Annotated in this window: 23 protein-coding genes; 17 read left to right on the forward strand and 6 right to left on the reverse strand. The window is 29.8% G+C overall.

The window, feature by feature from the left end; translation table 11 throughout:
- Positions 1-12: 12 nt before the first annotated feature.
- The 13 genes from purM to ABDZ60_RS10890 all read left to right on the forward strand — a co-directional run bounded on the left by purM (position 13) and on the right by ABDZ60_RS10890 (position 12,261).
- The gene (gene purM, locus ABDZ60_RS10830) at positions 13-1,014 is read left to right on the forward strand and encodes a phosphoribosylformylglycinamidine cyclo-ligase (RefSeq protein ID WP_343778070.1); all 1,002 of its coding nucleotides are present in this window, start codon (positions 13-15) and stop codon (positions 1,012-1,014) included.
- The gene (gene purN, locus ABDZ60_RS10835) at positions 1,002-1,622 is read left to right on the forward strand and encodes a phosphoribosylglycinamide formyltransferase (RefSeq protein ID WP_343778072.1); all 621 of its coding nucleotides are present in this window, start codon (positions 1,002-1,004) and stop codon (positions 1,620-1,622) included. The genes purM and purN overlap by 13 nt, the downstream gene beginning before the upstream one ends.
- A gap of 147 nt (positions 1,623-1,769) precedes the next feature.
- Entirely contained in the window at positions 1,770-3,272 is a 1,503-nt protein-coding gene (gene purH, locus ABDZ60_RS10840; RefSeq protein WP_343778074.1) for a bifunctional phosphoribosylaminoimidazolecarboxamide formyltransferase/IMP cyclohydrolase, read from the forward strand.
- A 431-nt stretch (positions 3,273-3,703) separates the two neighbouring features.
- Positions 3,704-4,951, forward strand: coding sequence for a phosphoribosylamine--glycine ligase (gene purD / locus ABDZ60_RS10845; protein WP_343778076.1), 1,248 nt, complete (start codon positions 3,704-3,706; stop codon positions 4,949-4,951).
- Positions 4,952-5,138: 187 nt separating this feature from the next.
- A complete protein-coding gene (locus ABDZ60_RS10850) occupies positions 5,139-5,288 on the forward strand; it encodes a hypothetical protein (RefSeq protein ID WP_016207028.1) in 150 nt (49 codons plus the stop codon).
- Positions 5,289-5,518: 230 nt separating this feature from the next.
- On the forward strand, positions 5,519-6,076 hold the full coding sequence (locus tag ABDZ60_RS10855; RefSeq protein WP_343778078.1) for a DUF3267 domain-containing protein: 558 nt from the start codon (positions 5,519-5,521) through the stop codon (positions 6,074-6,076).
- 234 nt (positions 6,077-6,310) lie between these two features.
- Positions 6,311-6,691: a ribosomal maturation YjgA family protein gene (locus ABDZ60_RS10860; RefSeq protein ID WP_343778080.1), complete on the forward strand. Its 381-nt coding sequence runs from the start codon at positions 6,311-6,313 to the stop codon at positions 6,689-6,691.
- A gap of 250 nt (positions 6,692-6,941) precedes the next feature.
- Positions 6,942-7,775 carry an Hsp33 family molecular chaperone HslO gene (locus ABDZ60_RS10865; RefSeq protein ID WP_016208628.1) on the forward strand — a complete coding sequence of 278 codons (834 nt, stop codon included), beginning with the start codon at positions 6,942-6,944 and terminating at the stop codon, positions 7,773-7,775.
- Between the two features lies 1 nt (position 7,776).
- Positions 7,777-8,490, forward strand: a complete 714-nt coding sequence (locus ABDZ60_RS10870; protein WP_343778083.1) for a MerR family transcriptional regulator — start codon at positions 7,777-7,779, stop codon at positions 8,488-8,490.
- A 43-nt stretch (positions 8,491-8,533) separates the two neighbouring features.
- Entirely contained in the window at positions 8,534-9,199 is a 666-nt protein-coding gene (locus ABDZ60_RS10875) for a M55 family metallopeptidase (RefSeq protein ID WP_343778085.1), read from the forward strand.
- 26 nt (positions 9,200-9,225) lie between these two features.
- A complete protein-coding gene (locus tag ABDZ60_RS10880; RefSeq protein WP_343778087.1) occupies positions 9,226-9,825 on the forward strand; it encodes an N-acetylmuramoyl-L-alanine amidase family protein in 600 nt (199 codons plus the stop codon).
- A 167-nt stretch (positions 9,826-9,992) separates the two neighbouring features.
- Positions 9,993-10,682 (forward strand): TetR/AcrR family transcriptional regulator, encoded by a 690-nt coding sequence (locus ABDZ60_RS10885; protein WP_343778089.1) that lies wholly within the window; start codon positions 9,993-9,995, stop codon positions 10,680-10,682.
- A 13-nt stretch (positions 10,683-10,695) separates the two neighbouring features.
- Positions 10,696-12,261 (forward strand): N-acyl homoserine lactonase family protein, encoded by a 1,566-nt coding sequence (locus ABDZ60_RS10890; RefSeq protein WP_343778091.1) that lies wholly within the window; start codon positions 10,696-10,698, stop codon positions 12,259-12,261.
- Positions 12,262-12,312: 51 nt separating this feature from the next.
- Here ABDZ60_RS10890 and ABDZ60_RS10895 read toward each other — a convergent pair whose 3' ends face one another.
- The 5 genes from ABDZ60_RS10895 to ABDZ60_RS10915 are packed head-to-tail and all read right to left on the reverse strand — an operon-like array spanning position 12,313 to position 16,339.
- Positions 12,313-12,921, reverse strand: coding sequence for a response regulator (locus ABDZ60_RS10895; protein WP_343778093.1), 609 nt, complete (start codon positions 12,919-12,921; stop codon positions 12,313-12,315).
- 3 nt (positions 12,922-12,924) lie between these two features.
- On the reverse strand, positions 12,925-14,022 hold the full coding sequence (locus ABDZ60_RS10900; RefSeq protein ID WP_343778096.1) for a sensor histidine kinase: 1,098 nt from the start codon (positions 14,020-14,022) through the stop codon (positions 12,925-12,927).
- Positions 14,023-14,700 (reverse strand): ABC transporter permease, encoded by a 678-nt coding sequence (locus ABDZ60_RS10905; protein WP_343778098.1) that lies wholly within the window; start codon positions 14,698-14,700, stop codon positions 14,023-14,025.
- The gene (locus ABDZ60_RS10910; RefSeq protein WP_343778099.1) at positions 14,697-15,404 is read right to left on the reverse strand and encodes an ABC transporter permease; all 708 of its coding nucleotides are present in this window, start codon (positions 15,402-15,404) and stop codon (positions 14,697-14,699) included. The genes ABDZ60_RS10905 and ABDZ60_RS10910 overlap by 4 nt, the downstream gene beginning before the upstream one ends.
- Positions 15,404-16,339 carry an ABC transporter ATP-binding protein gene (locus tag ABDZ60_RS10915; RefSeq protein ID WP_343778101.1) on the reverse strand — a complete coding sequence of 312 codons (936 nt, stop codon included), beginning with the start codon at positions 16,337-16,339 and terminating at the stop codon, positions 15,404-15,406. Before ABDZ60_RS10915 ends, ABDZ60_RS10910 begins: the two co-directional genes overlap by 1 nt.
- A gap of 206 nt (positions 16,340-16,545) precedes the next feature.
- Here ABDZ60_RS10915 and ABDZ60_RS10920 point away from each other — a divergent pair, with 206 nt between their 5' ends.
- The 3 genes from ABDZ60_RS10920 to ABDZ60_RS10930 are packed head-to-tail and all read left to right on the forward strand — an operon-like array spanning position 16,546 to position 19,050.
- The gene (locus tag ABDZ60_RS10920) at positions 16,546-17,328 is read left to right on the forward strand and encodes a MerR family transcriptional regulator (protein WP_343778103.1); all 783 of its coding nucleotides are present in this window, start codon (positions 16,546-16,548) and stop codon (positions 17,326-17,328) included.
- Positions 17,321-18,223 (forward strand): ABC transporter ATP-binding protein, encoded by a 903-nt coding sequence (locus ABDZ60_RS10925; RefSeq protein WP_343778105.1) that lies wholly within the window; start codon positions 17,321-17,323, stop codon positions 18,221-18,223. The genes ABDZ60_RS10920 and ABDZ60_RS10925 overlap by 8 nt, the downstream gene beginning before the upstream one ends.
- A 29-nt stretch (positions 18,224-18,252) precedes the next feature.
- On the forward strand, positions 18,253-19,050 hold the full coding sequence (locus ABDZ60_RS10930; RefSeq protein WP_343778107.1) for an ABC transporter permease: 798 nt from the start codon (positions 18,253-18,255) through the stop codon (positions 19,048-19,050).
- Positions 19,051-19,158: 108 nt separating this feature from the next.
- Here the strand turns inward: ABDZ60_RS10930 and ABDZ60_RS10935 are convergent, their stop codons facing one another.
- Positions 19,159-19,587, reverse strand: a complete 429-nt coding sequence (locus ABDZ60_RS10935) for a VOC family protein (RefSeq protein WP_343778109.1) — start codon at positions 19,585-19,587, stop codon at positions 19,159-19,161.
- Between the two features lie 115 nt (positions 19,588-19,702).
- Between ABDZ60_RS10935 and ABDZ60_RS10940 the strand changes: the two genes are divergently transcribed.
- Positions 19,703-20,638, forward strand: a complete 936-nt coding sequence (locus tag ABDZ60_RS10940; protein ID WP_343778142.1) for a helix-turn-helix transcriptional regulator — start codon at positions 19,703-19,705, stop codon at positions 20,636-20,638.
- Positions 20,639-20,672 lie beyond the last annotated feature (34 nt).

Consider the following 20,672-nt stretch of genomic DNA (forward strand, 5'->3'; position numbering starts at 1 on the left):
GTAGTGTGTTAAATGATAACTTATAAAGAAGCTGGAGTTAATATAGAAGAAGGATATAAATCAGTAAAGCTTATAAAAGAATATGCAAGTAAAACTATGAGTGAGTATGTATTAAATGGACTTGGAAGCTTTGCTGGAATGGTTGAGCTGCCAGAAGGATATAAAAAGCCAGTTTTAGTCTCAGGAACAGATGGAGTTGGAACTAAGCTTGATATAGCCTTTAAAACTAAGAAATACGATACTGTAGGAATAGATTGTGTTGCAATGTGTGTTAATGATATTTTATGTCATGGAGCAAAACCATTATTCTTCTTAGATTACATAGCCTGTGGAAAGCTAGAAGCAGAAGTTGCAGCAGATTTGGTAAAAGGTGTATCAGAAGGATGTCTTCAAGGAGAGTGTGCTTTAGTTGGAGGAGAAACTGCTGAAATGCCAGGTTTTTATAGAGATGGCGAATATGACATGGCAGGTTTTGCAGTAGGAATTGTAGATAAAGATAAAATAATAAATGGTAAGAAGATAAAAGAGGGAGACAAGCTTATAGGTGTTGCATCTTCAGGATTACATTCTAATGGTTATTCATTAGTTAGAAAGATATTTGAAGATTTAAATGAGGAACTAGATGGCAAAGAAGCTTGGAAAACATTAATAACCCCAACAAAAATTTATGTTAAACCAATTTTAAAACTACTTGAAAGCTTTGAAATAAAAGGAATGGCACATATTACTGGAGGCGGATTTATAGAAAATGTTCCAAGAATGTTTAATGGAGAAAAATTTACAGCAATAATAAAGAAAGACAGCTATCCATTACCATTAATATTTGAAAAAATAATAGAAAAAGGTGTAGATAAAGATCATATGTACAATACCTTTAATATGGGGATTGGGTTTGTGTTATGTGTTAATGAGTCAGATGCAGAGCCTGTTATAAAAGCTTTAATAGAGATGGGAGAAAAAGCTTATGAAATAGGTTATGTAACATCTGGAGGTGAAGGTGTTTGCTTAAAATAGCAGTACTTGCATCAGGAGGAGGTACAAACCTTCAATCAATAATAGATTCTATAGATGCTGGAAATTTAAATTGCAAAATAGAAATGGTTATAGGAAGTAAAGATGAAGTATTTGCTTTAGAAAGAGCTAAGAAAAAAGGAATAAAGACTTATGTAGTATCTAAAAAAGAATATAAAGATACTACATGTGATAAGATATTAGAATTAACAAAGGGGAAAGTTGATTTAATAGTTCTTGCTGGATACCTTTCAATACTTCAAGGAAATATCCTTAAAGAATTTAAAAATAAGATAATAAATATACACCCATCATTAATTCCAAGTTTTTGTGGACCAAGAATGTACGGGTTAAAGGTTCATGAAGCTGTTATAAACTCAGGAGTAAAATATTCAGGTTGTACAGTACACTTTGTAAATGAAGAAGTAGATGGAGGAGCAATAATACTTCAAGAAATAGTTCCAGTCTATTTTGAAGATACAAAGGAAATATTACAAAAAAGAGTTTTAGAAAAGGAACATAAGCTATTACCAAAAGCAATTGATTTAATTAGTAAAAATAAAGTTGAAATTATAAATGGAAAAACGAAAATAAATGAAATAATGAAATAATGAAGGAATGAAAGAATGAAAAAATTAAGGAAATAACTCAACATAGTTGAGTTATGAAATTAAATAAATTCCGTAGGAATTTGAACCATAATTCTTTCATTATTAATTTTTTCATTTTTCTCATTAATAAGAAAGGGGTTTTTTAAGTTGATAAAAAGAGCTTTAGTTAGTGTTTTTGATAAAGAAGGTATTTTGGAATTCTCTAATTTTTTGCAAAATAAAGGTGTTGAAATAATATCTACAGGTGGTACTTATAAACATCTTAAGGATAATGGTGTTAATGTTGTTGAAGTTAATGAAGTTACTAATTTTCCTGAAATGTTAGATGGAAGGGTTAAAACTCTTCATCCTATTATACATGCAGGGATACTTGCTATAAGAGATAATGATGAACATATGAAAACTATAAGAGAAAGAAATATTGCTCCTATAGATATTGTTATAGTAAATTTATATCCATTTTTCCAAAAGGTTAAAGAAGATTTAAGCTTTGATGAAAAGGTTGAATTTATAGATATTGGTGGTCCTACAATGCTTAGAGCTGCAGCCAAGAATTTTAAAGATGTAGTAGTAATTTCAGATAAGGAAGACTACAAAGCTGTTATGGAAGAAATATCTGAAAATGGTGATGTTTCAGTAAAGTTAAGAAAAAAACTTGCAGGAAAAGTATTTAATTTAATGAGTGCTTATGATGCAGCAATATCTAACTTTTTATTAGAAGACGAAGAATATCCTGAATACCTTTCAATATCATATAAGAAAAAGCAAAGCTTAAGATACGGAGAAAATCCACATCAAAGTGCAGCATACTATAGCTCAAATGAATTTGATGGAGCTATGAATAGTTTTGAAATATTAAATGGTAAAGAGTTATCTTATAATAATATAAAAGACTTGGATATAGCTTGGAAGGTTGCTTCTGAATTTGATGAAGTAGCTTGTTGTGGACTTAAACATAATACCCCTTGTGGAGTTGCAATAGGTGAAACTCCTTTTGAAGTTTATAAAAAAGCTTATGATGCAGATCCAACATCTATTTTTGGTGGAATAGTAGCAATAAATAGAAAAATAGATAAAAAAACAGCAGAAGAAATGGTAAAAATATTCTTAGAAGTAGTAGCAGCACCAGAATTTGATGAAGATGCTTTAGAAGTATTAAGAACTAAAAAGAATTTGAGAGTAATTAAGTGCAATAATGCTCCAAAAGATAAAAAATACATGGTTACAGTTGATGGCGGTATATTAGTACAGGAAGAAGACAAAAATTTAATTGATGAATTAAAAGTAGTAACAGAAAAATCACCAACTGAAGAAGAAATGAGAGACTTATTATTTGGCATGAAGGTAGTTAAGTATGTTAAATCTAATGCAATTGTTGCAATAAAAGATGGTGTAGCAATTGGAATTGGTGGAGGACAAGTTAATAGAATTTGGGCAACAGAAGAAGCTCTTCAAAGAGGTAAAGGTGCAACAGTTTTAGCTTCAGATGCATTCTTCCCATTTAGAGATGTAGTAGATGAATGTGCTAAAAATGGTATTAAAGCAATAATACAGCCAGGAGGATCAGTAAGAGATCAAGAATCTATTGATGCTTGTAATGAACATGGAATAGCTATGGTATTTACGGGGGTTAGACACTTTAAACATTAATTGTAACTAAGAAAAAAGAGAACCGATTACTTCAGTCTATTACACAATTTCGCTGGATATTTCTATTGTTGTTTTCATAATAATTGCAATTTTATAAGGAAACTACTACTCCAAAGTCGTAGCAGTAAGTTCGAAGAACTAAATCAGAGATTTAGATTCTCACTTAACTCGCATTCGCTCAGACAACTGAAATTATTACGCAACTATACCTCAAACAACAATGAAATAAAAACAGCTTATTGTGATATAGCCTTCCGCAATATGATCTCTTTTTTCTATATAGTAATAAATAAATGCTTTTGAGTTATATAGAAATAATTTTTAGTATGAACAAAAGTTATTGATGAGGTAGTAGATATCAAATAAATTTTTGGGTGTTATTGAAAAAAATTTCAGTATGAAGTAAGAATTACTGATGAGGGGGATTTTATATGAAGATTTTATTAATTGGATCTGGTGGTAGGGAGCATGCCTTGGCTTGGAAGCTTGCTAAGAATGAAAAGGTAGAGAAAATATTTGTTGCTCCTGGTAATGGGGGAACTGCTAGGGAAAGTAAGTGTGAAAATATAAATATAACTGAAATAGATGAGCTTTTGGAGTTTGCTTTGGAGCAGTGTATTGATTTGACTGTTGTAGGTCCTGAAGATCCTTTAACTAAGGGGATTGTTGATAAGTTCAAAATGAAGGGCCTTAAGATTTTTGGACCTAGTGAAAAAGCTGCAATGCTTGAAGGTAGTAAGAGTTTTTCTAAGGATTTTATGAAAAAGTATGGAGTGAAAACTGCAGAGTATGAAGTTTTTTATGATGTTGATAAAGCTTTAGCTTATTTAGAAAATTGTCTATATCCTACAGTAATTAAGGCTGATGGATTGGCTGCAGGAAAGGGCGTTGCTATTTGTGAGAATAAAAGGGAAGCTATAGATGCAGTAAAATCTTTTATGGTTGATGATATATTTAATGGAGCAGGACAAAAGATAGTTATAGAAGAGTTTTTAGAAGGAGTGGAGGCATCTATTCTTTCAATTACAGATGGAAAAACTATTATACCATTTATATCAGCAAAGGATCATAAGCAAATATTTGATGGTGGTAAAGGCCCAAATACAGGAGGAATGGGAGTTTTAGCCCCTAATCCATATGTAACAAAAGAAATTTTAAAGGATTTTGAAGAAAAAATAATGAATAGAACTTTAGCTGGAATAAAAGAAGAAGGTTTTGATTATAAGGGAATAATATTCTTTGGCCTTATGATAACTAAAAAAGGTTCATATCTTTTAGAATATAATGTAAGAATGGGAGATCCAGAAACTCAATCAGTACTTAATTTAATGGAAAGTGATTTATTAGATCTTATAGAAGCTTCATTAATCCAAAACTTAAAAAATACAGAAGTTAAATGGAAAAATGGTGCTTGTGTTAATGTAGTTTTAGCATCAAAAGGATATCCAGCAAGCTATCCTAAAGGATATGAAATTATTATAGAGGATGAAATAAAAGATAAAGTTTTCTTAGCAGGAGCAAAACTTGAAGATGATGTTTTGAAAACCAATGGAGGAAGAGTTCTTTCAGTAGTTGGAGTTGGAGAAACAGTAGAAAAAGCAAGAGAAGATGCTTATAAAGCTATAGAAAAAGTTGAATTTAAGGATAAATATTATAGAAGCGATATAGGGGTAATATAGTAGATTTAAATATATTATTATAAGGATGCTAAAATAGTATCCTTTTTGCATTATATGGAAATTTGAAAATGTTAAATTTATATATTTACTTTGAATGTAATAATTGATTTGATTTCTCCAAATAATAGTATAGTAAATAAAAATAAATTAAGTGAATTAAAGCTTAATAAAGTCTTGGAGGAAAAAGATGAATAGAGAAACAAAAAATCAAGTTTATTCAAAAGCAAAGGAAATGATGATAGCAGGTGAGTCTTGGGATAAAATAATGGAAGAAACAAGATTAAGACAAAAAGATTTGAAAAGAATTCAAATGACAGAGATAGATCCTAAGTTTTAACATATATTAGGATAATATTTAGATAGCATATTATAAAAAAGTGGATTTTGATAATCCACTTTTTTATGTGTACAGAATATGATATGGAGGTTGTTGTTTAAAATCTTATTTAAGCTATTTATATCTATCTAGGAAAATTAGTGGATTTTAACAGTATATGGGTTATAATTAAATGTAAAAGACAAGGAAAAGAAAATGAGTAAGAAATTTTATATATGGGGGTAACTACTGTGAAATTGATTTATAAGGGAAAATTCGATGGTAATTATGATAATCTACCATATCGTGAACACAAGCCTAATTATGTTAAGTTTAAAGAAGCTTCTAATGCAACTGAACTAGCAATAAAAGCTAATATTGTTGCTATAATACTGCTTATACTATTACTAGTAATTGCCTTTAAGCAAGGCAATTATCTTAATAATTGGGGGATATTATTATCTTTGCTATCACTCTTTCCACATGAATTCCTACATGCTATTTGTTTTAAAGAAGAAGTATATTTATATACTTTATTAAAAAAAGGAATATTATTTGTTGTAGGTAATGAAGATATGAGCAAGACACGCTTTATAATAATGTCATTATTGCCAAATATTATTTTTGGAATCGGTCCTTATATTATTGGATTAATTATTAAAAATAATGTATTAACAACACTAGGTATTTTTGCAACCAGTATGGGATGTGGAGATTTTATAAATGTTTATAATGCAATTACACAAATGCCTAAAGGTGCTAGAACATATTTGCATAAATTCAATTCATATTGGTATATGCCAAACTAATTAGATTTATTACTATTAATTTTATTTGCAACTTTTAATAATTAGTTTTAAGTTATTTTATTTAAATATTTATCTTCATTTAGTTTTGACATATTATTATAATTTTATTAATATCATGAAAATATGTATTATATAATTATAATATTTAACATGTTAAGGGAAGTGAGAGTATATTTAAGAGTGTAATTTTGACAGTATTAGAAGCCACAAAATATATATAGAAGAGGATACAATATGAGAATAAATAAAAAATATATAATATCTTTTTTTATTTTGTTTATAATAGAGGCATTAATAGCGTTTTTCGTGCATGATAACTTTATTAGACCATATATTGGTGATATATTAGTAATTATTTTAATGTACACCTTTATTAGAGGAGTTATAGATAAGAAAATTAAGATTTTACCTATTTATTTATTTTTATTTGCCTTATTTGTTGAAGTTATGCAGTATTTCAAGGTTATAGAGCTTTTGAACCTAGAAAATAACAAAGTTGCTTCAATAATTATGGGGACTTCCTTTGATATAAAAGATATTTTATGTTATTTCATTGGAAGTATGATTTTAATAATATATGAAAATATAAGTTTGCGAATTAATAAAACCTTTTAATATAATGTTTTAAATTGTGCATATGGCTAAGACGCCTGAGGTAATGGTGTGTACAGGGTTTTCTTATTCAAACAATCTAATATACTACCAATAAATGAGCTATGAAGAATTCTTCATAGCTTTTGCTTTGTCAAAATAGAACAAATAAATTAGTTAAGTTTAAAAGTCCAACTTCTAAATTAATTTGTAATTTCTTTATTGAACCTCACGTTACGTTATGATGTAGTATGTTCTTGAGGTGATAATTAAGATGAAGAATAATTTATTAAAACTACTAACAAATGATAATGAAGTTAGAATGTATATTACTGACGCAACAGATATAATAGAACACGGTAATATAAAAGATATAAAATCAGATTTTTCAAAAGAGCTTTACAGAAGGATATTTATATGTTGTTGCTTATTACGTGGTTTATTAACTGAAAGAGACCAACGTTTAGATATTAGTATAAGATTTAAGCCACAAGGATATTCGGTTTATTGTAATATAGATGGGGAAGGAAATATACATTGCACGTTCTCTTCTAAATTAAAAGTATTTACTGGAAAAATGGAGGATTTAGCAGGAAAAGGTGCAACTATGTCTATAAGCAGGGGAGGCTGGATGTCAGGAATGTTTACTGGTACAATAGAGTTAAGAGCTGATTCGATAGAAGGATGTTTTTCGGATTTTTATTGTAGAAGTGAACAGGTAGAAACAATTTTTAAAATTTTTATATGCAATGGAATAATGAGAGGTTGCATGATACAACCATTACCTTTTGTGGAAAGGAAAAATCTTGAGTATTTAACAGACTATATTAATAGTAATCAGAATACATTAACTTTACTAGAATGGGCTGATTTGCCAAATAAGCTTTCCTCATATGCAAGAGTCATAGAAGAATACAAAATACAAATAGAATGTAATTGTTCAAGAGAAATGTTTTTTGGTATTTTAATGTCAGTAGAAATGGATGAATTAAAGCAATCAATTCAATTAAATAAAAGCGAAGAATTAGAATGTGGTATATGTGGTAAAAAGTATTTATTTAATGGAGATGATCTAAAAGAAATTGTTAAAATAAAAGAGGGAATATAAATTGAGTGAATATATAAAAATTGGTGATTTAGCAAATATGACAGGTATAACTGTAAGAACGTTACATTATTATGATGAAATTGGCTTGTTAAAGCCATCTAGGGTAACAGAAAAAGGGCATAGATTGTATAATATGAAAAGTGTTACAGAATTATATCAAATTATATCAATGAAAGATATAGGCTTTAATCTTGATGAAATAAAAGAATTGCTTATATTTAAAAATGTTAATATTCTAGATTTAATTGAAATTCAAATTTCTAATTTGCAAGAGGAAATTGCACAAAAGCAGCAACTTTTCTGTAAGTTACTTAAATTAAAGGAAAATCTTAAAGATAATAAAAACTTATCTTCAGAAGATATTAAAGAAGTTATACCATTTATTAATTTGTCATCAGATAAATTTTTTACTAAGGAACAATTTAATGAATTAAAAGACAGGTTAATTAATTTTAATTCAGAAGCAGATGGTGCAGAAGAATGGGTTGCTTTTATTTCCAAATTGAAGCACTGCTATAGGAAGGGATTGTCTAAAATTGATATAAAAGCAATAGAATGTATCCGATATTGGAGAAATATAACTAATAGGATAGTAGGGGAAGATGAGAAAATGAAAGATTCAATTTCTTCATTCCATGCTTCTCAAGATAGTACCCAGTTAAGATATGGACTTACTGATGAATTGTATAAGTACTTAATGAGTTTAATGGAATAAAGGCTGATAAATATACTTGGATTTCAGATGAATACATAGGTTTTTGCTTTTCTATGAGGTTAATGCAGTAATCGAGGGAGCTATTGAGATTGGAGCAACAGAAATTGTTGTTAATGATTTACATGGAGCTGGAAATAATATACTTATAGAATCTTTAAATGATAAAGCACAATTAATTACAGGTCCATCCCCTAAGGGGGCTATGATGGAAGGATTAGATTCATCCTTTGACGCGGTAATATTAATAGGATATCATTCCAGAATGAATATGGGCGGGGTTTTGAGCCACTCTTTTCATGGAGGTGTGATTTCAAACATAAATATTAACAGTAAAGATGTTGGGGAATTTTATATGAATGCATGTGTTGCAGGTCACTTTAATGTTCCAGTTGTTTTGGTATCAGGCGACAACATTCTAGAAGAGAAAGTAAAGAAAGTGAATACTGAAATTGAAACAGTTGTAGTTAAAACATCATATGGAAGATATTCAGCAAAGTGTTTAACACCATCTGCAGCATTTGAAAAAATAAATGAAAAAGTAAAGTATGCATTAATAAATGCCAAGAATATTAATCCTATAAAACTACAAGAGCCTGCTGAAATGAAGGTTACTTTTTTAAATAGCGGTCAAGCTGAATATGCATCAATAATGCCTGGAACAGAATTAGTTGAACCAAATATTGTAACATATAGTAGTATATATCTATAAAATACTTCACGTAGAGAAATTAAAATTTGTATAAAATAGCTAGTAGGAGTATTAAGAATGAACAAGCTAATAATAAAAATTTCGGTGTAACAAAAGAAACATTTTTGGTAGTGATTGATCCTGGCCATGGTGGCATAGATGTGGGTGCAACAAGTGTAAGTGGTTTATATGAAAGGGATTTTACCTTTAGCTTATCAAAAAAAGTAAATGAAATATTGGAAAAAGAAGGAAGAATACAAATTTATATAATCAATGGATATATTGATTATAAAGATAGGCCTAGTTTTGCAAATGAATTAAATGCAGATTTATATATATCAATTCATGGAAATATATTTGAAACTCCGGATGTATCTGGTACAGAATCATATTATTATAATAATGAGTCTAAGATTTTGGCAGAAGTCATACATAATCATGTAGTTAGTACAACAGGGTTTAATGATCGAGGGGTTAAGAAGGAAGAACTATTTGTAGTTAGGGACACAGAGATGCCATCAGTTTTGTTGGAAGTTGGATATTTAACTAATCCTCAGGAAGAACAAATGATGTTTGATGATGGGTTTCAATATTTAATTGCAGAATCTATATGTGATGGAATTAAGAAATACTTAGAAATAGATTGATAAATTACAATATTGAAGAAGTAAATAAATTAATAACTCCTTCTAATTATAATACATAAAAGTTGTAATAGAAGGAGTTATTTTTTGCAAATAAATATTGACATAAGAGTAAATACTATATATTATATTAATATACCAACGGTCGGTTTATTAAAAGGAGTGATATTATGGCAAGAATAATAAAAAAAGATGAATATGATGCAAAACGTAATGAAATTCTTAATGCAGCTCAAAAGTTTGTTTATACAAAGGGCTATGAGCAGATGTCAATTCAAGATATCTTGACTGAATTAGGTATTTCTAAAGGAACTTTTTTTCATTATTTTAAATCAAAGCAGAATATGTTAGATGCACTTATTGAACGCTTTATGGATCAAGGAGAAGAACAGATAATTCCTATAGTGAAGGATGAAAGTCTACCAGCTATAGAAAAGTTAAACAAATACTTCACAGCAGCAGGAAATTGGAAGATTGGGCAAAGAGATTATTTAATTACTCTTATGAGGGTATGGTACAGCGATGATAATGCAATTATCCGTCAGAAAATGTTAAACAATTCAATTGAACGTATTTCTCCTCTCTTATCCTCCATGATTTTCCAGGGGATTAAAGAAGGAACTTTTAAGCCTTCTTTTCCAGAGCAGGCAGGAGAAGTTACCCTTTCTTTGATACAAAGTTTGTGGGATAGATTATCTTTGATGATTATAAATGATACAAAGGACAAAGGCTGCATTGACCAAATGAAAAATATACTAGCAGCTTATACAGATTCCATAGAAAAGGTATTAGGAGTTCCTGAATCTACTCTTAGTATTATTAATGATGAAACAATGAATCAATGGGTTAATTTTAAATAAAGGAGATGTGGACTTGACAATATTATTAAAAACACTTAAAAACATTGGAAAAGGGCTACTTTTAATAATAAGTTTATGGCTATTAGCTATTATGAGTGTCGTATTTTATATGAAGGGAATAAACACTGTATTACTGACCATATATGTTATTATATCACTTGCAGCAAATACTGGACTTCTTTGGCCAGGAATTTTCAGGCTTATTACTAATGGTGAGAAAAGCAGAAGAACAGTGCTAAAGTTCTTTGTGATACCTTCAACTTTATTATTTACTATTTTTTATGCAGCAGTTATATTCTACATTCAGGATATACCAGTAATCTTAGGAATTCTTTCAGGTATAACTATTATACTTATGATAATAGTTTTTAGGAGCCCAGAATTACTTTCGAAGTCTTTTGTGAAAAAAAGCAAAAACTTCCGACTTACTATATTTGGTGTACCAGCTATTATATTTTTGGCATTAATGTATATTTCGGTGCCAATAGTTGAAAATTATCGTACAAGCATCTTAAAGAAGGCTGAAGAGGAGCGTTTGCAGGCAATTGAATCTGTAGTTATAAAATCACCTTCTAAGGATGGAAAAGTTAAGGTTTATCCGCTTCACGTAGGAGACACAATTTTAACTTATGGACAATTTTACGGCGGTCTTGATGGATGGGAAGGACTTAGTGGATATTTTAAAACTCTTGTGAATAGAGATAACATTACAATACCTCTATACACATATCTTATTGATCATCCAAAGCATGGTCTTATGATGATTGATGCAGCTATAAGCTGGGAGCAGGCTAATGACCACGATGGATTCTATAATCACAATTATATGGTTTCACGTTTGTTAACAGTAAAAGATGAATACAAGCTGACCACAGAGCAGGATCTTCAAGTTCGGGTAGAGAAGCTGGGGTATAGGCTGGAAGATATAAAAACAGTATTTATGACTCATACACATGATGACCATGCTGGAGGACTTCGAAACCTGCCAAATGCCAAGGTAATATTAAGCAAAGAAGATTGGGAAAAGGGAACTTCTATTTACCCTTACTCATACGATTTGATAAAGGATAAGATGGACTTATTTACTTATAACTCTGGTGAGTATAAGAGCTTTTCTAACAGTTTAGACTATTTTGGTGATGGAAGTGTTATTCTTCTTCCTACTCCAGGTCATTCTCCTGGGCATACCTCTGTTTTGGTAAAGGCAGATGAATATGATCTTTTATTTATGGGGGATACACCATATACTCTAAATCATATGTCAATTGATGAGGTTAGACAAATTACTTTAGGCGGAGAAGAAACAGAAAAGCAATTAGATTCAACTCGAAAATTACAGCAATTAGTATATGCTAAAGCTGACACAGTAATGCTGTTTGCTCATGATTATACTAATTATCAAAAGGAATTAGTTGAACAATTTCTTGATGATGGATATTTTGCTGAAGAAGAACTTAAAAATATAAGAAATTATAGATTTAATCTTTTCAACAATGATTGGAAATTAAAACCGGGTAATATGCCTTACTATGTACCTGCATCAGAAAATGAGGAAACTGGACATGTAGGCTTTAACTAAATTGCAAAAAGTAGTATGACAAATCTTAGATTGTTATATTGCTTTTTTTTATTACATATCGGTTTTAGCTTGCCAATAATATATTGCTAATTGAGTTCTATCTCGTAATTCTAATTTTTCTAATATAGTTGAAATAGTATTTCTTACAGTTCCTTCGCTAATAAAGATCTGTTTGGAAATTTCCTTATTTGAAAGTCCATTAGCAATTAATTTTAAGATTTCATTTTCTCTTGCAGTTAAATTATTTTCGTCTTTTGATTCAGAAAAGCTCCTTAAGGCCTCTTCACTTATAATGGAAAGGCCAGAATATACAGTTTTAATAGTTATTATTTGTTTTTCTGTATCATCTGATTTTAATAAATATCCAGAGGCACCTGCTTGAAGTGATTGGTGAATGTTTTTATAATCATGAAAAGTTGTAAGCATGATAATTTTTATATCTTTATTAATTTTTTTAATAACTCTACAAGCACCAATTCCATCCATAAATGGCATTTGAATATCCATAAGAATAATATCTACAGGATTATTTTTGCAAAAGTCAATTGCTTCATTTCCGTTAGAAGCCTTTCCTATGATTTCTAGAGTTGGATCAGTAGATAAAAGAATATCAAGACTTTCGATAACCATTTCATCATCATCAACTATTAATATTTTCATATATTACTTACTCCTTTCAAATGGAATAAATATAATTAATTTAAAAGTACCTTGTCTTTGAATACTTAAACTGCCATTTACAGCTTCTAATCTATTACGCATATATCGTAACCCATTTCCAGATATCTCTCTAGGGTTATTTATTATTCCATCATTTTCAATAGTCATCCTAACAGAATAATCTGTTATTTTTAAAGATATATTCACTTTATTAGGGCGAGCATGTTTTGTAATGTTAGTTAAAGCTTCCCTTACAGACATTAAAATTAATTGCCATATATAAGGTTCTAATTTAAAAATATTCCCACTATGTACAAATTCAACTGGATAAATAAAATTATCACATAAATTAGTTATATCCAATAGCCCAATTTCTAAATTAGGTTCAATGCTTTTAACAGAGCTTTTTAATTGATGCAATGCATTTTCTAAACGTTTCTCTGACTTACTAAATGTTATATTGGCTCTTTCAAATTGTTTGGATTGTATTAGAGATTTATATGCTTTTAAGGATAGATGTGCAGCAGTAAGCTCGTGACCTAAACTATCGTGGAGTACCTCTGCAATTCGCTGTCTTTCTGTTAATCTTGATATTCTATCTGTGTCCTGATAATCTGATAATAGCTGAGACTGTACTAATTCCAGGTCATAAATATGTTGTCTTAGATGGTCCATTATATTCTTATTTGAAGTACTTTCTCTTTCCCAGTGATATAAAATTGTACCAAATAACAGCCCCTGTAATAGTAATAAATAATAGCTGCCTTCATTAACTATTAATCCTACAATAATTAATGGAAGGGTATAAATTAGTTTATTTTTATATGAAAAGTAATAGGCAAATACAAATAAATATATAGAAGCAGGGGGATAAAATGCAGCTGTTAATAGAAAGAATGTTAAATCAATTAACATATAGCATGGTTTTAGTTTTATTCTCCATCTTAAAACCATACTAAAAATTAATATTAAATAAAGCAAAAAAACCATTGGATTTAATAATTTATGAAAAATTATAATAAGCAATATTAAAAGTTGTATTACCATAATAAATGAATATATTATTTGTGGTCCAATGATAAAGTTCTTTTTTGCAATCATTTAATATCTCCTTTTGCTGCCTATTAATAGAAATATTCCTGAGTAAATTAATAATACAAGATGTGCTATTAATACATATTTAATATTACCATCATGCAGAGAATTTAGTCCATAGGGTAACCAGTATGTAGGTAAAACTACTATAAATTTTTTTATTTCTTCAGGGATTACTTGTAGAGGCATAGTTACACCACTAACTAAACACATAATAGATGCAAAGCCAGAAAATAATCCAAAAGAAAGATTATAGGACTTAAATAGTGAATTCCAGCATAATGAAAATGCAATTGACATTAGTATGTAAACAAAATTCAAACTAAATATATACCAATAGTTAATGTTAATATCTTTCCAATATAGATATATTCCTAATATAAATATTATATTTTGCACTACTAATATAGAAGTATAAGCCATTAAGTGAGAGCTAAGGTAACTAATATATTTAGTAGGTGTAGCTGAAATTCTAACTGTTATTTTATTAAGACGTTCCTCCACTATAGGCTTAGATAGTATAAAGGCAGAAAATAAGCTTAATAAGCCATATAGATAGATTCCATTTGGATAGCTGTTAGCTAAAGGGGGTACAAATATTATTCCTATTGGAAGTATAAGTGTAATTAATATACTAATAGGTTGTGCAAGACTACGTTTTAATGCATGTTTAAATATAATCATAGAATCACCTTCTTACTTAGGAGTTTTATTAATAAAAATAGTATTACGCTAAGTATTATTAATGGAATTATTCCTATAATAAAATTTTTTAAGTTATTATCAATAATACCCAAAATTGCAGTTTGAGCTAAGGCCATTGGTGTTAGATATTTTTCAAATAAATTAGTTATTATATTATCAGGAAGTGGAAAATATAGTCCTGTTAATATTGGAGCAGCAATACCATATAAAGTTGTAACAGAGTTAGCTGTTTTAACATTTTTACTTAAGAATAAAATAAGAGTACCAAATAGTTGATTAAATATTACTGAAATAAGCATTACAAGTAAAATTAAAAATAGGTTATTAAATTTTATATCTAGAATAGTAATTGAAAATATTAAAACAACAAAGGTTTGTAGGAAACTTACTATTATGCCAGAAAACAATATTGATAATACAACCTTTACAGGATTAACTGGTGTTGCTAATAATCTATTACGTATTGGCGATAAAAAATCTTGCCCTAAAGTTTCAAAACTAATAGCTGACCCATATATTTGAAATGTTAAAGCAAAACCTATAGTTAATACAGGGGTTATGACACCTATGTTGTAACTTGAATTAATATAGCTAAAAAAGCTTATTAATAAAATTGGTAAAAGTATCAAAATTAGATGGCCGAAAATATCCCTAGAGGATCTTAATATATAAAACTTAAGCATTAATTCACCTCATCTCTTAATTGTTTTCCTGTTAATGTTAGAAATACATCTTCAAGGGTTGGCTGTTTAGAATTCACATTAACTATACCTAAAGGAGCTAGAATTGAAACAATTTTATCAATTATTGATATACCTCCTGGTACAATGATGTGATATTGGTTATCCTTTATAACTACTTCTTTTACATCTGTTAGTGCTAAAAGCTCATCTTTTTTATCTTCCCTTGCTATTTTAACGTCAACTAATATGTGGGAATCACCTTTAATTCTTGCAATTAGTTCTTTTAATGTGCCTGAAGCTATTACATGGCCTTGATCCATTATGTATATTCTACTAGCTACGGCTTCAACTTCTTCAATATAGTGGGAAGTATAGATAACAGTTGTTCCTTCAGCAGCTATCTTTTTAACGAAATCTAAAATATAATTTCTAGATTGAGGGTCTATTCCAACTGTTGGCTCATCCATAATTAATAATTCAGGGTTATGTAAGATAGAGCAGCCAATATTTAAGCGTCTTTGCATTCCACCTGAGAAATGTTTAGGGCGGTCATTTAAACGATCTTCTAAACCAATAATTTTAGCTACTTTATTAATTCTACTTTCTAGTTCTGTCTTTTTTAAACCATATAAGCTTCCGAAAAAAGCTAAGTTTTCCTTTGCAGTCATATCTTCATAAATAGTAATTTCTTGTGTTACAAAACCAATCTTGCTTTTTATCTTTTGGTTCTTTCCGTCCTGTTTCATATCAAATACTATTATTTCTCCCTCATCAACGGAAAGTAGTCCTACAATGGATTTTATACATGTTGTTTTTCCAGCCCCATTAGGACCAAGTAAACCAATAACTTCTCCTTTATTCACTTCTAAAGATAAATAGTCTAACGCTAAGTGATTATTAAAGCGTTTTATTACATTTTCTATTTTTAAAATCATTTTTATCACCTCTGAGGTTATTATAAATAAATAGAAGATTTTTTAGTAGTTACATTTGTCATTTCTTTTTTCAAAGAACTTTTTTTAAAAATCTATTAATTTTAATAGGTTTGTTTTTATATTAGGATAATATTTATTAAAAATATTAAAAATACTATTGCATGTTACGTTACGTAATGTGATTAAATTACTATTGAGGAGGAGCTATGATGAATAAAAAAAGACGTTTTTCTATAGGGGAGATTGCAAATTTAACAGGTGTTACTATAAGAACTTTGCAATATTACGATAATATAGGGCTGGTTTCATTAAATAAAGAATCAACTAATGGACGTAGATATTATGAAGAAGCAGATATAACAAAGCTGCAGCAAGTTTTATTTTACAAATCATTAGGACTTCCTATTAAGGAAATTAAAGAACTTGTAGTAGAAGCTGTTACAATGGAGCAAGTTTCTGATGTACTTCAAAAGCAAAGACATATTTTTTATCAAAAATTAAATGATATGAGGATGAGTATATCGTTAATTGATGCAAGTTTGAAAAACTTAGAAAAAAATGAGGGACCAATCTCAGGTGAATTAGTTCAATTAATGATTTCATTAAATAAAGATATAATCTTTGAATATAAGGATGTTCATTATGATGAAAAAACTGAAGATGTTTTAACAAATCATTATGAAAATGCAGAAGAAGTAATTGAAGCATATTGGAAGTGGAAGTCTCTTATATTAGAGGCTGTTACACACATTATTAATGGTATTGATCCAGAAGGTAGCCAAGGCCAAGATTATGCTAGAAGATGGATTGAAATGGTGGGACAAATTACAGATGGAAAACTTGAATTAATGGAAGCCCATAAAACAGCTTATGAAAACCGTAATCAGTGGCCTGAAGAAGACAGAAGATTAATGGAATTTACAGATGAGTTTATCGATAAGTCTGTGGAAGGCTATTTAAAAGTTAAAAAGGAGGAAAAAAATGATTGAATTAAAAAGCTTAACAAAAGAATATAAAGATAAAGTTGCAGTAGATGATTTATCTTTTAATATTAAACCTGGTGTAGTTACAGGATTTTTAGGACCTAATGGTGCAGGAAAATCAACTACAATGCGTATGATTTTAAATTTAGTTAAACCATCTAAAGGAGAAGTAATTATTGATGGAGAACATTATATAAACCTAAATCAGCCAATTTTTAAAATAGGTGCATTAATTGATGCTGATGCTCTTAATCCAAAATTAACATCATTTCAACATTTACAATTGATAGCTACAGCAAGTGGTATTTCAAAAGATAGAGTAATTGAAATGCTTAAAAAGACAGGATTAGAAAAAGTAAAGAATAAGAAAATTGGAGAATATTCTTTAGGAATGAGGCAAAGGTTAGGTATTGCTGCTGCATTATTAGGAGATCCAGAAACCATTATATTAGATGAACCATTTAATGGGTTAGATGTAGATGGTATCAATTGGTTGAGATCTCTTATTAAAGACTTAGCGAAACAAGGAAAAGCTGTTTTGGTATCAAGTCATCTCATGAGTGAAGTAGAAGCAGTAGCAGAAAGAATTATAGTTTTAGCTCAAGGGAGGTTAATAGCTGATATGTCGGTAGAAGAAATATCAGAAAAAAGCTTTAGTGGATATTTAAGAATAAAAAGTGAAAATAATTCTAAATTAGAAGATATATTAAAGAAAAATAAAGCTTACATAAGTAAAGAGGGAGAAGATACTTTACAAGTTAGAAAGATAGAAGCTGAAAAAGCTGGAATTTTAGCAAAAGAAAATAATATTGCAATCTTCGAACTTACAAAGGTTCAGCCTTCCTTAGAACAGCTGTTTTTAGAGCTTACAGAAGGTAAAGTTGATTACAAATCTAATTAGGAAAGAATTAAAAGAAAGGAAGTTAAAAAATGAATATTAATAATAGAAAAAGTTCCTTAGGAAATTTAATTAAAGCAGAATATCAAAAAGTTGCATTTCTTAAATTTTCAAAAGTATTTTTAATATCTATAATTTTAGCAAGTTTAACACTTGGGTTGATTTTTTCATTAACAACTAGTGTAACACAGGGAAAGGCAATTAGTGAAATGTCATCTATTGACGTGATTTCTTCATGTATGCTAGGAGTTGATGTTACTGCAATTATGTTAATTATTTTTGCTGCTATTTCAAATGCAAAGGAATTTTCAACAAAGCAAATTCATGTTACATTAGCTGTAACTCCAAATAGAAAAAAACTATTTTTAAGCAAATTAATTACATACTTCTTACTAGCCATGATAGTAAGCTTTATTGTAACTGCATTGACATTTCTTGCAGGTCAGCTGATTCTTTTAATTAATGGAAGTTCAATGGCGTCTTTAGCAGACCTCTTCTTAAGACAGTTTATATTAGGAACTCTCTTTATGCCGGTGTTTTACTGTTTATTAACTGTAGCAGCAGTTTTTGTTTTTAGAAGTAGTGGGGGAGCAATTACTTTTTCTTTAGCTGTTATGTTTATTCCAGCTTTAATAAAAATGTTCTCTCAAAGTATTCAAAAAATAATATTACCTTTATTACCGCAAGAATCCTTACATAGTTTATCAGGTACAGTATCAGAAGGATCAATTGAAATATTAGGCATTGGTGCAAGTATTATTTTATTATTTATGTGGATAGGTATAACTTCATTAATAGGCACTTTTCAATTTGTAAGGAAAGACGTATAGGACATTTACATCAGAATGGATTTATTAAGTCTTATTATTAAACATAAACTTCCAGTTAATATTTTGACCTTTAAGGCCATAACAATAACTGGAAGTTATTGCTTGTTATTAGAAAGTATTCCCGTTGTCGTGGGTAAATTGCCAGCTGATACCGAACTTATCGGTTAAAGAGCCGTACAAGCTGCTCCAAAATGTTTCTTGAAGCTCCATGAACACTTGACCATTGTCATCCTTTAGATGGTTAAAAATACGAATCATTTCGTCCTTGTCCTTTGTGCTATAAGCCAGGCTAAAATTGTCACCTTGAGTAGCAGGCATTCCCGGTGGGCAATCGGAAAACATGACATCGTATCCGTTAATACTTAAGTAGGTGTGCATAACTTGATTTTTTTCTTCCTCGGACATATAAAAGTCTGATTCATTATGGAATTGTCCGAAGGTCATGATATTTTGTTTTTGGCAACTGAAAACTTCTGAATAGTATTCTACAGCTTGACGACAGTTGCCGTTGAATCTGATATACGCGTTTAATGACATTGAAAACACTCCTTTAATTTGTGATAGGATAATCATATCACACAGATGTTGACAACAGTATGTCATCATTTTATAATGAATTTAAGATTTTTTTAGGGGTTGATGTAGAGTGAAAATGAACAGGCTTATCTCCATTATCATGTTGCTCTTAGAGCGTAAAACTATAAGTGCAGCAGATCTTGCTAGAACATTTGAGGTATCCAAGCGCACAATTTACCGCGACATCGAAACCATAAACGAGGCGGGAATACCCATTATTACTTATCCCGGTAGTAAAGGCGGTATTGGTATTATGGAGAAGTTTAAGGTAGATAAGCGCTTGTTTTCTGAATCGGACTTGACAACGCTTTTAATCGGGCTTTCCGGTATGCATTCTGCACTTGACAACTCAGAAACAAAGCAGGTTATTAGTAAGCTAAAAGCGATTATCCCCAAGGAAAAGGAGAATGATATCGACGAGATCACAAGGAGAATCACTATTGATCTAAGCCCTTGGAAAAAAGATATTATACGTGAGGGCTATCTGCAAACCATCAATTCAGCTATTGTGGAGCGGAAAATTCTCAGCTTTGATTATTCCAATAGCAAGGGTGATGTTTCTTTTCGGCAAGTCGAGCCATATCGTTTGCTCCACAAGAGTAGTAGCTGGTATCTGCAAGGATTTTGCCTCTTACGTCAGGAAATGAGAACTTTTCGATTTTCTCGCATACGTAAGCTAATAGCTTCAGAGAGAGCCTTTATGCCAAGAGATATTGATTTTTCTACATTAAGCAAAGAAATTAATTACGATATGCCGAAAGTTATGGTCAAAATCAGGTTTGATGATACGCTTAAAGGGCAGCTTATGAGTTATTTGAGCGATATTGAAATAGTGCATGAAAATGGGAAAAACATTGCGACAATTCCTATATTAGACGGAGATATTGGAATACGGTTCTTGCTTTCACTTGGGGAGTCGTGCGAGTGTCTTGAACCTCAAAACGTAAGGGAAAAGCTAATTCAAAAGGTTGAGGCGGTACTTGGGGTTTATAAGAAGAACCTCGAGTCTTAAATGGCAAAACACCTCCTTCGGTCTAAATATCAAT

This window comes from Clostridium sartagoforme (assembly GCF_039521405.1).
GTDB classification, from domain to species: Bacteria; Bacillota; Clostridia; order Clostridiales; family Clostridiaceae; genus Clostridium; species Clostridium sartagoforme.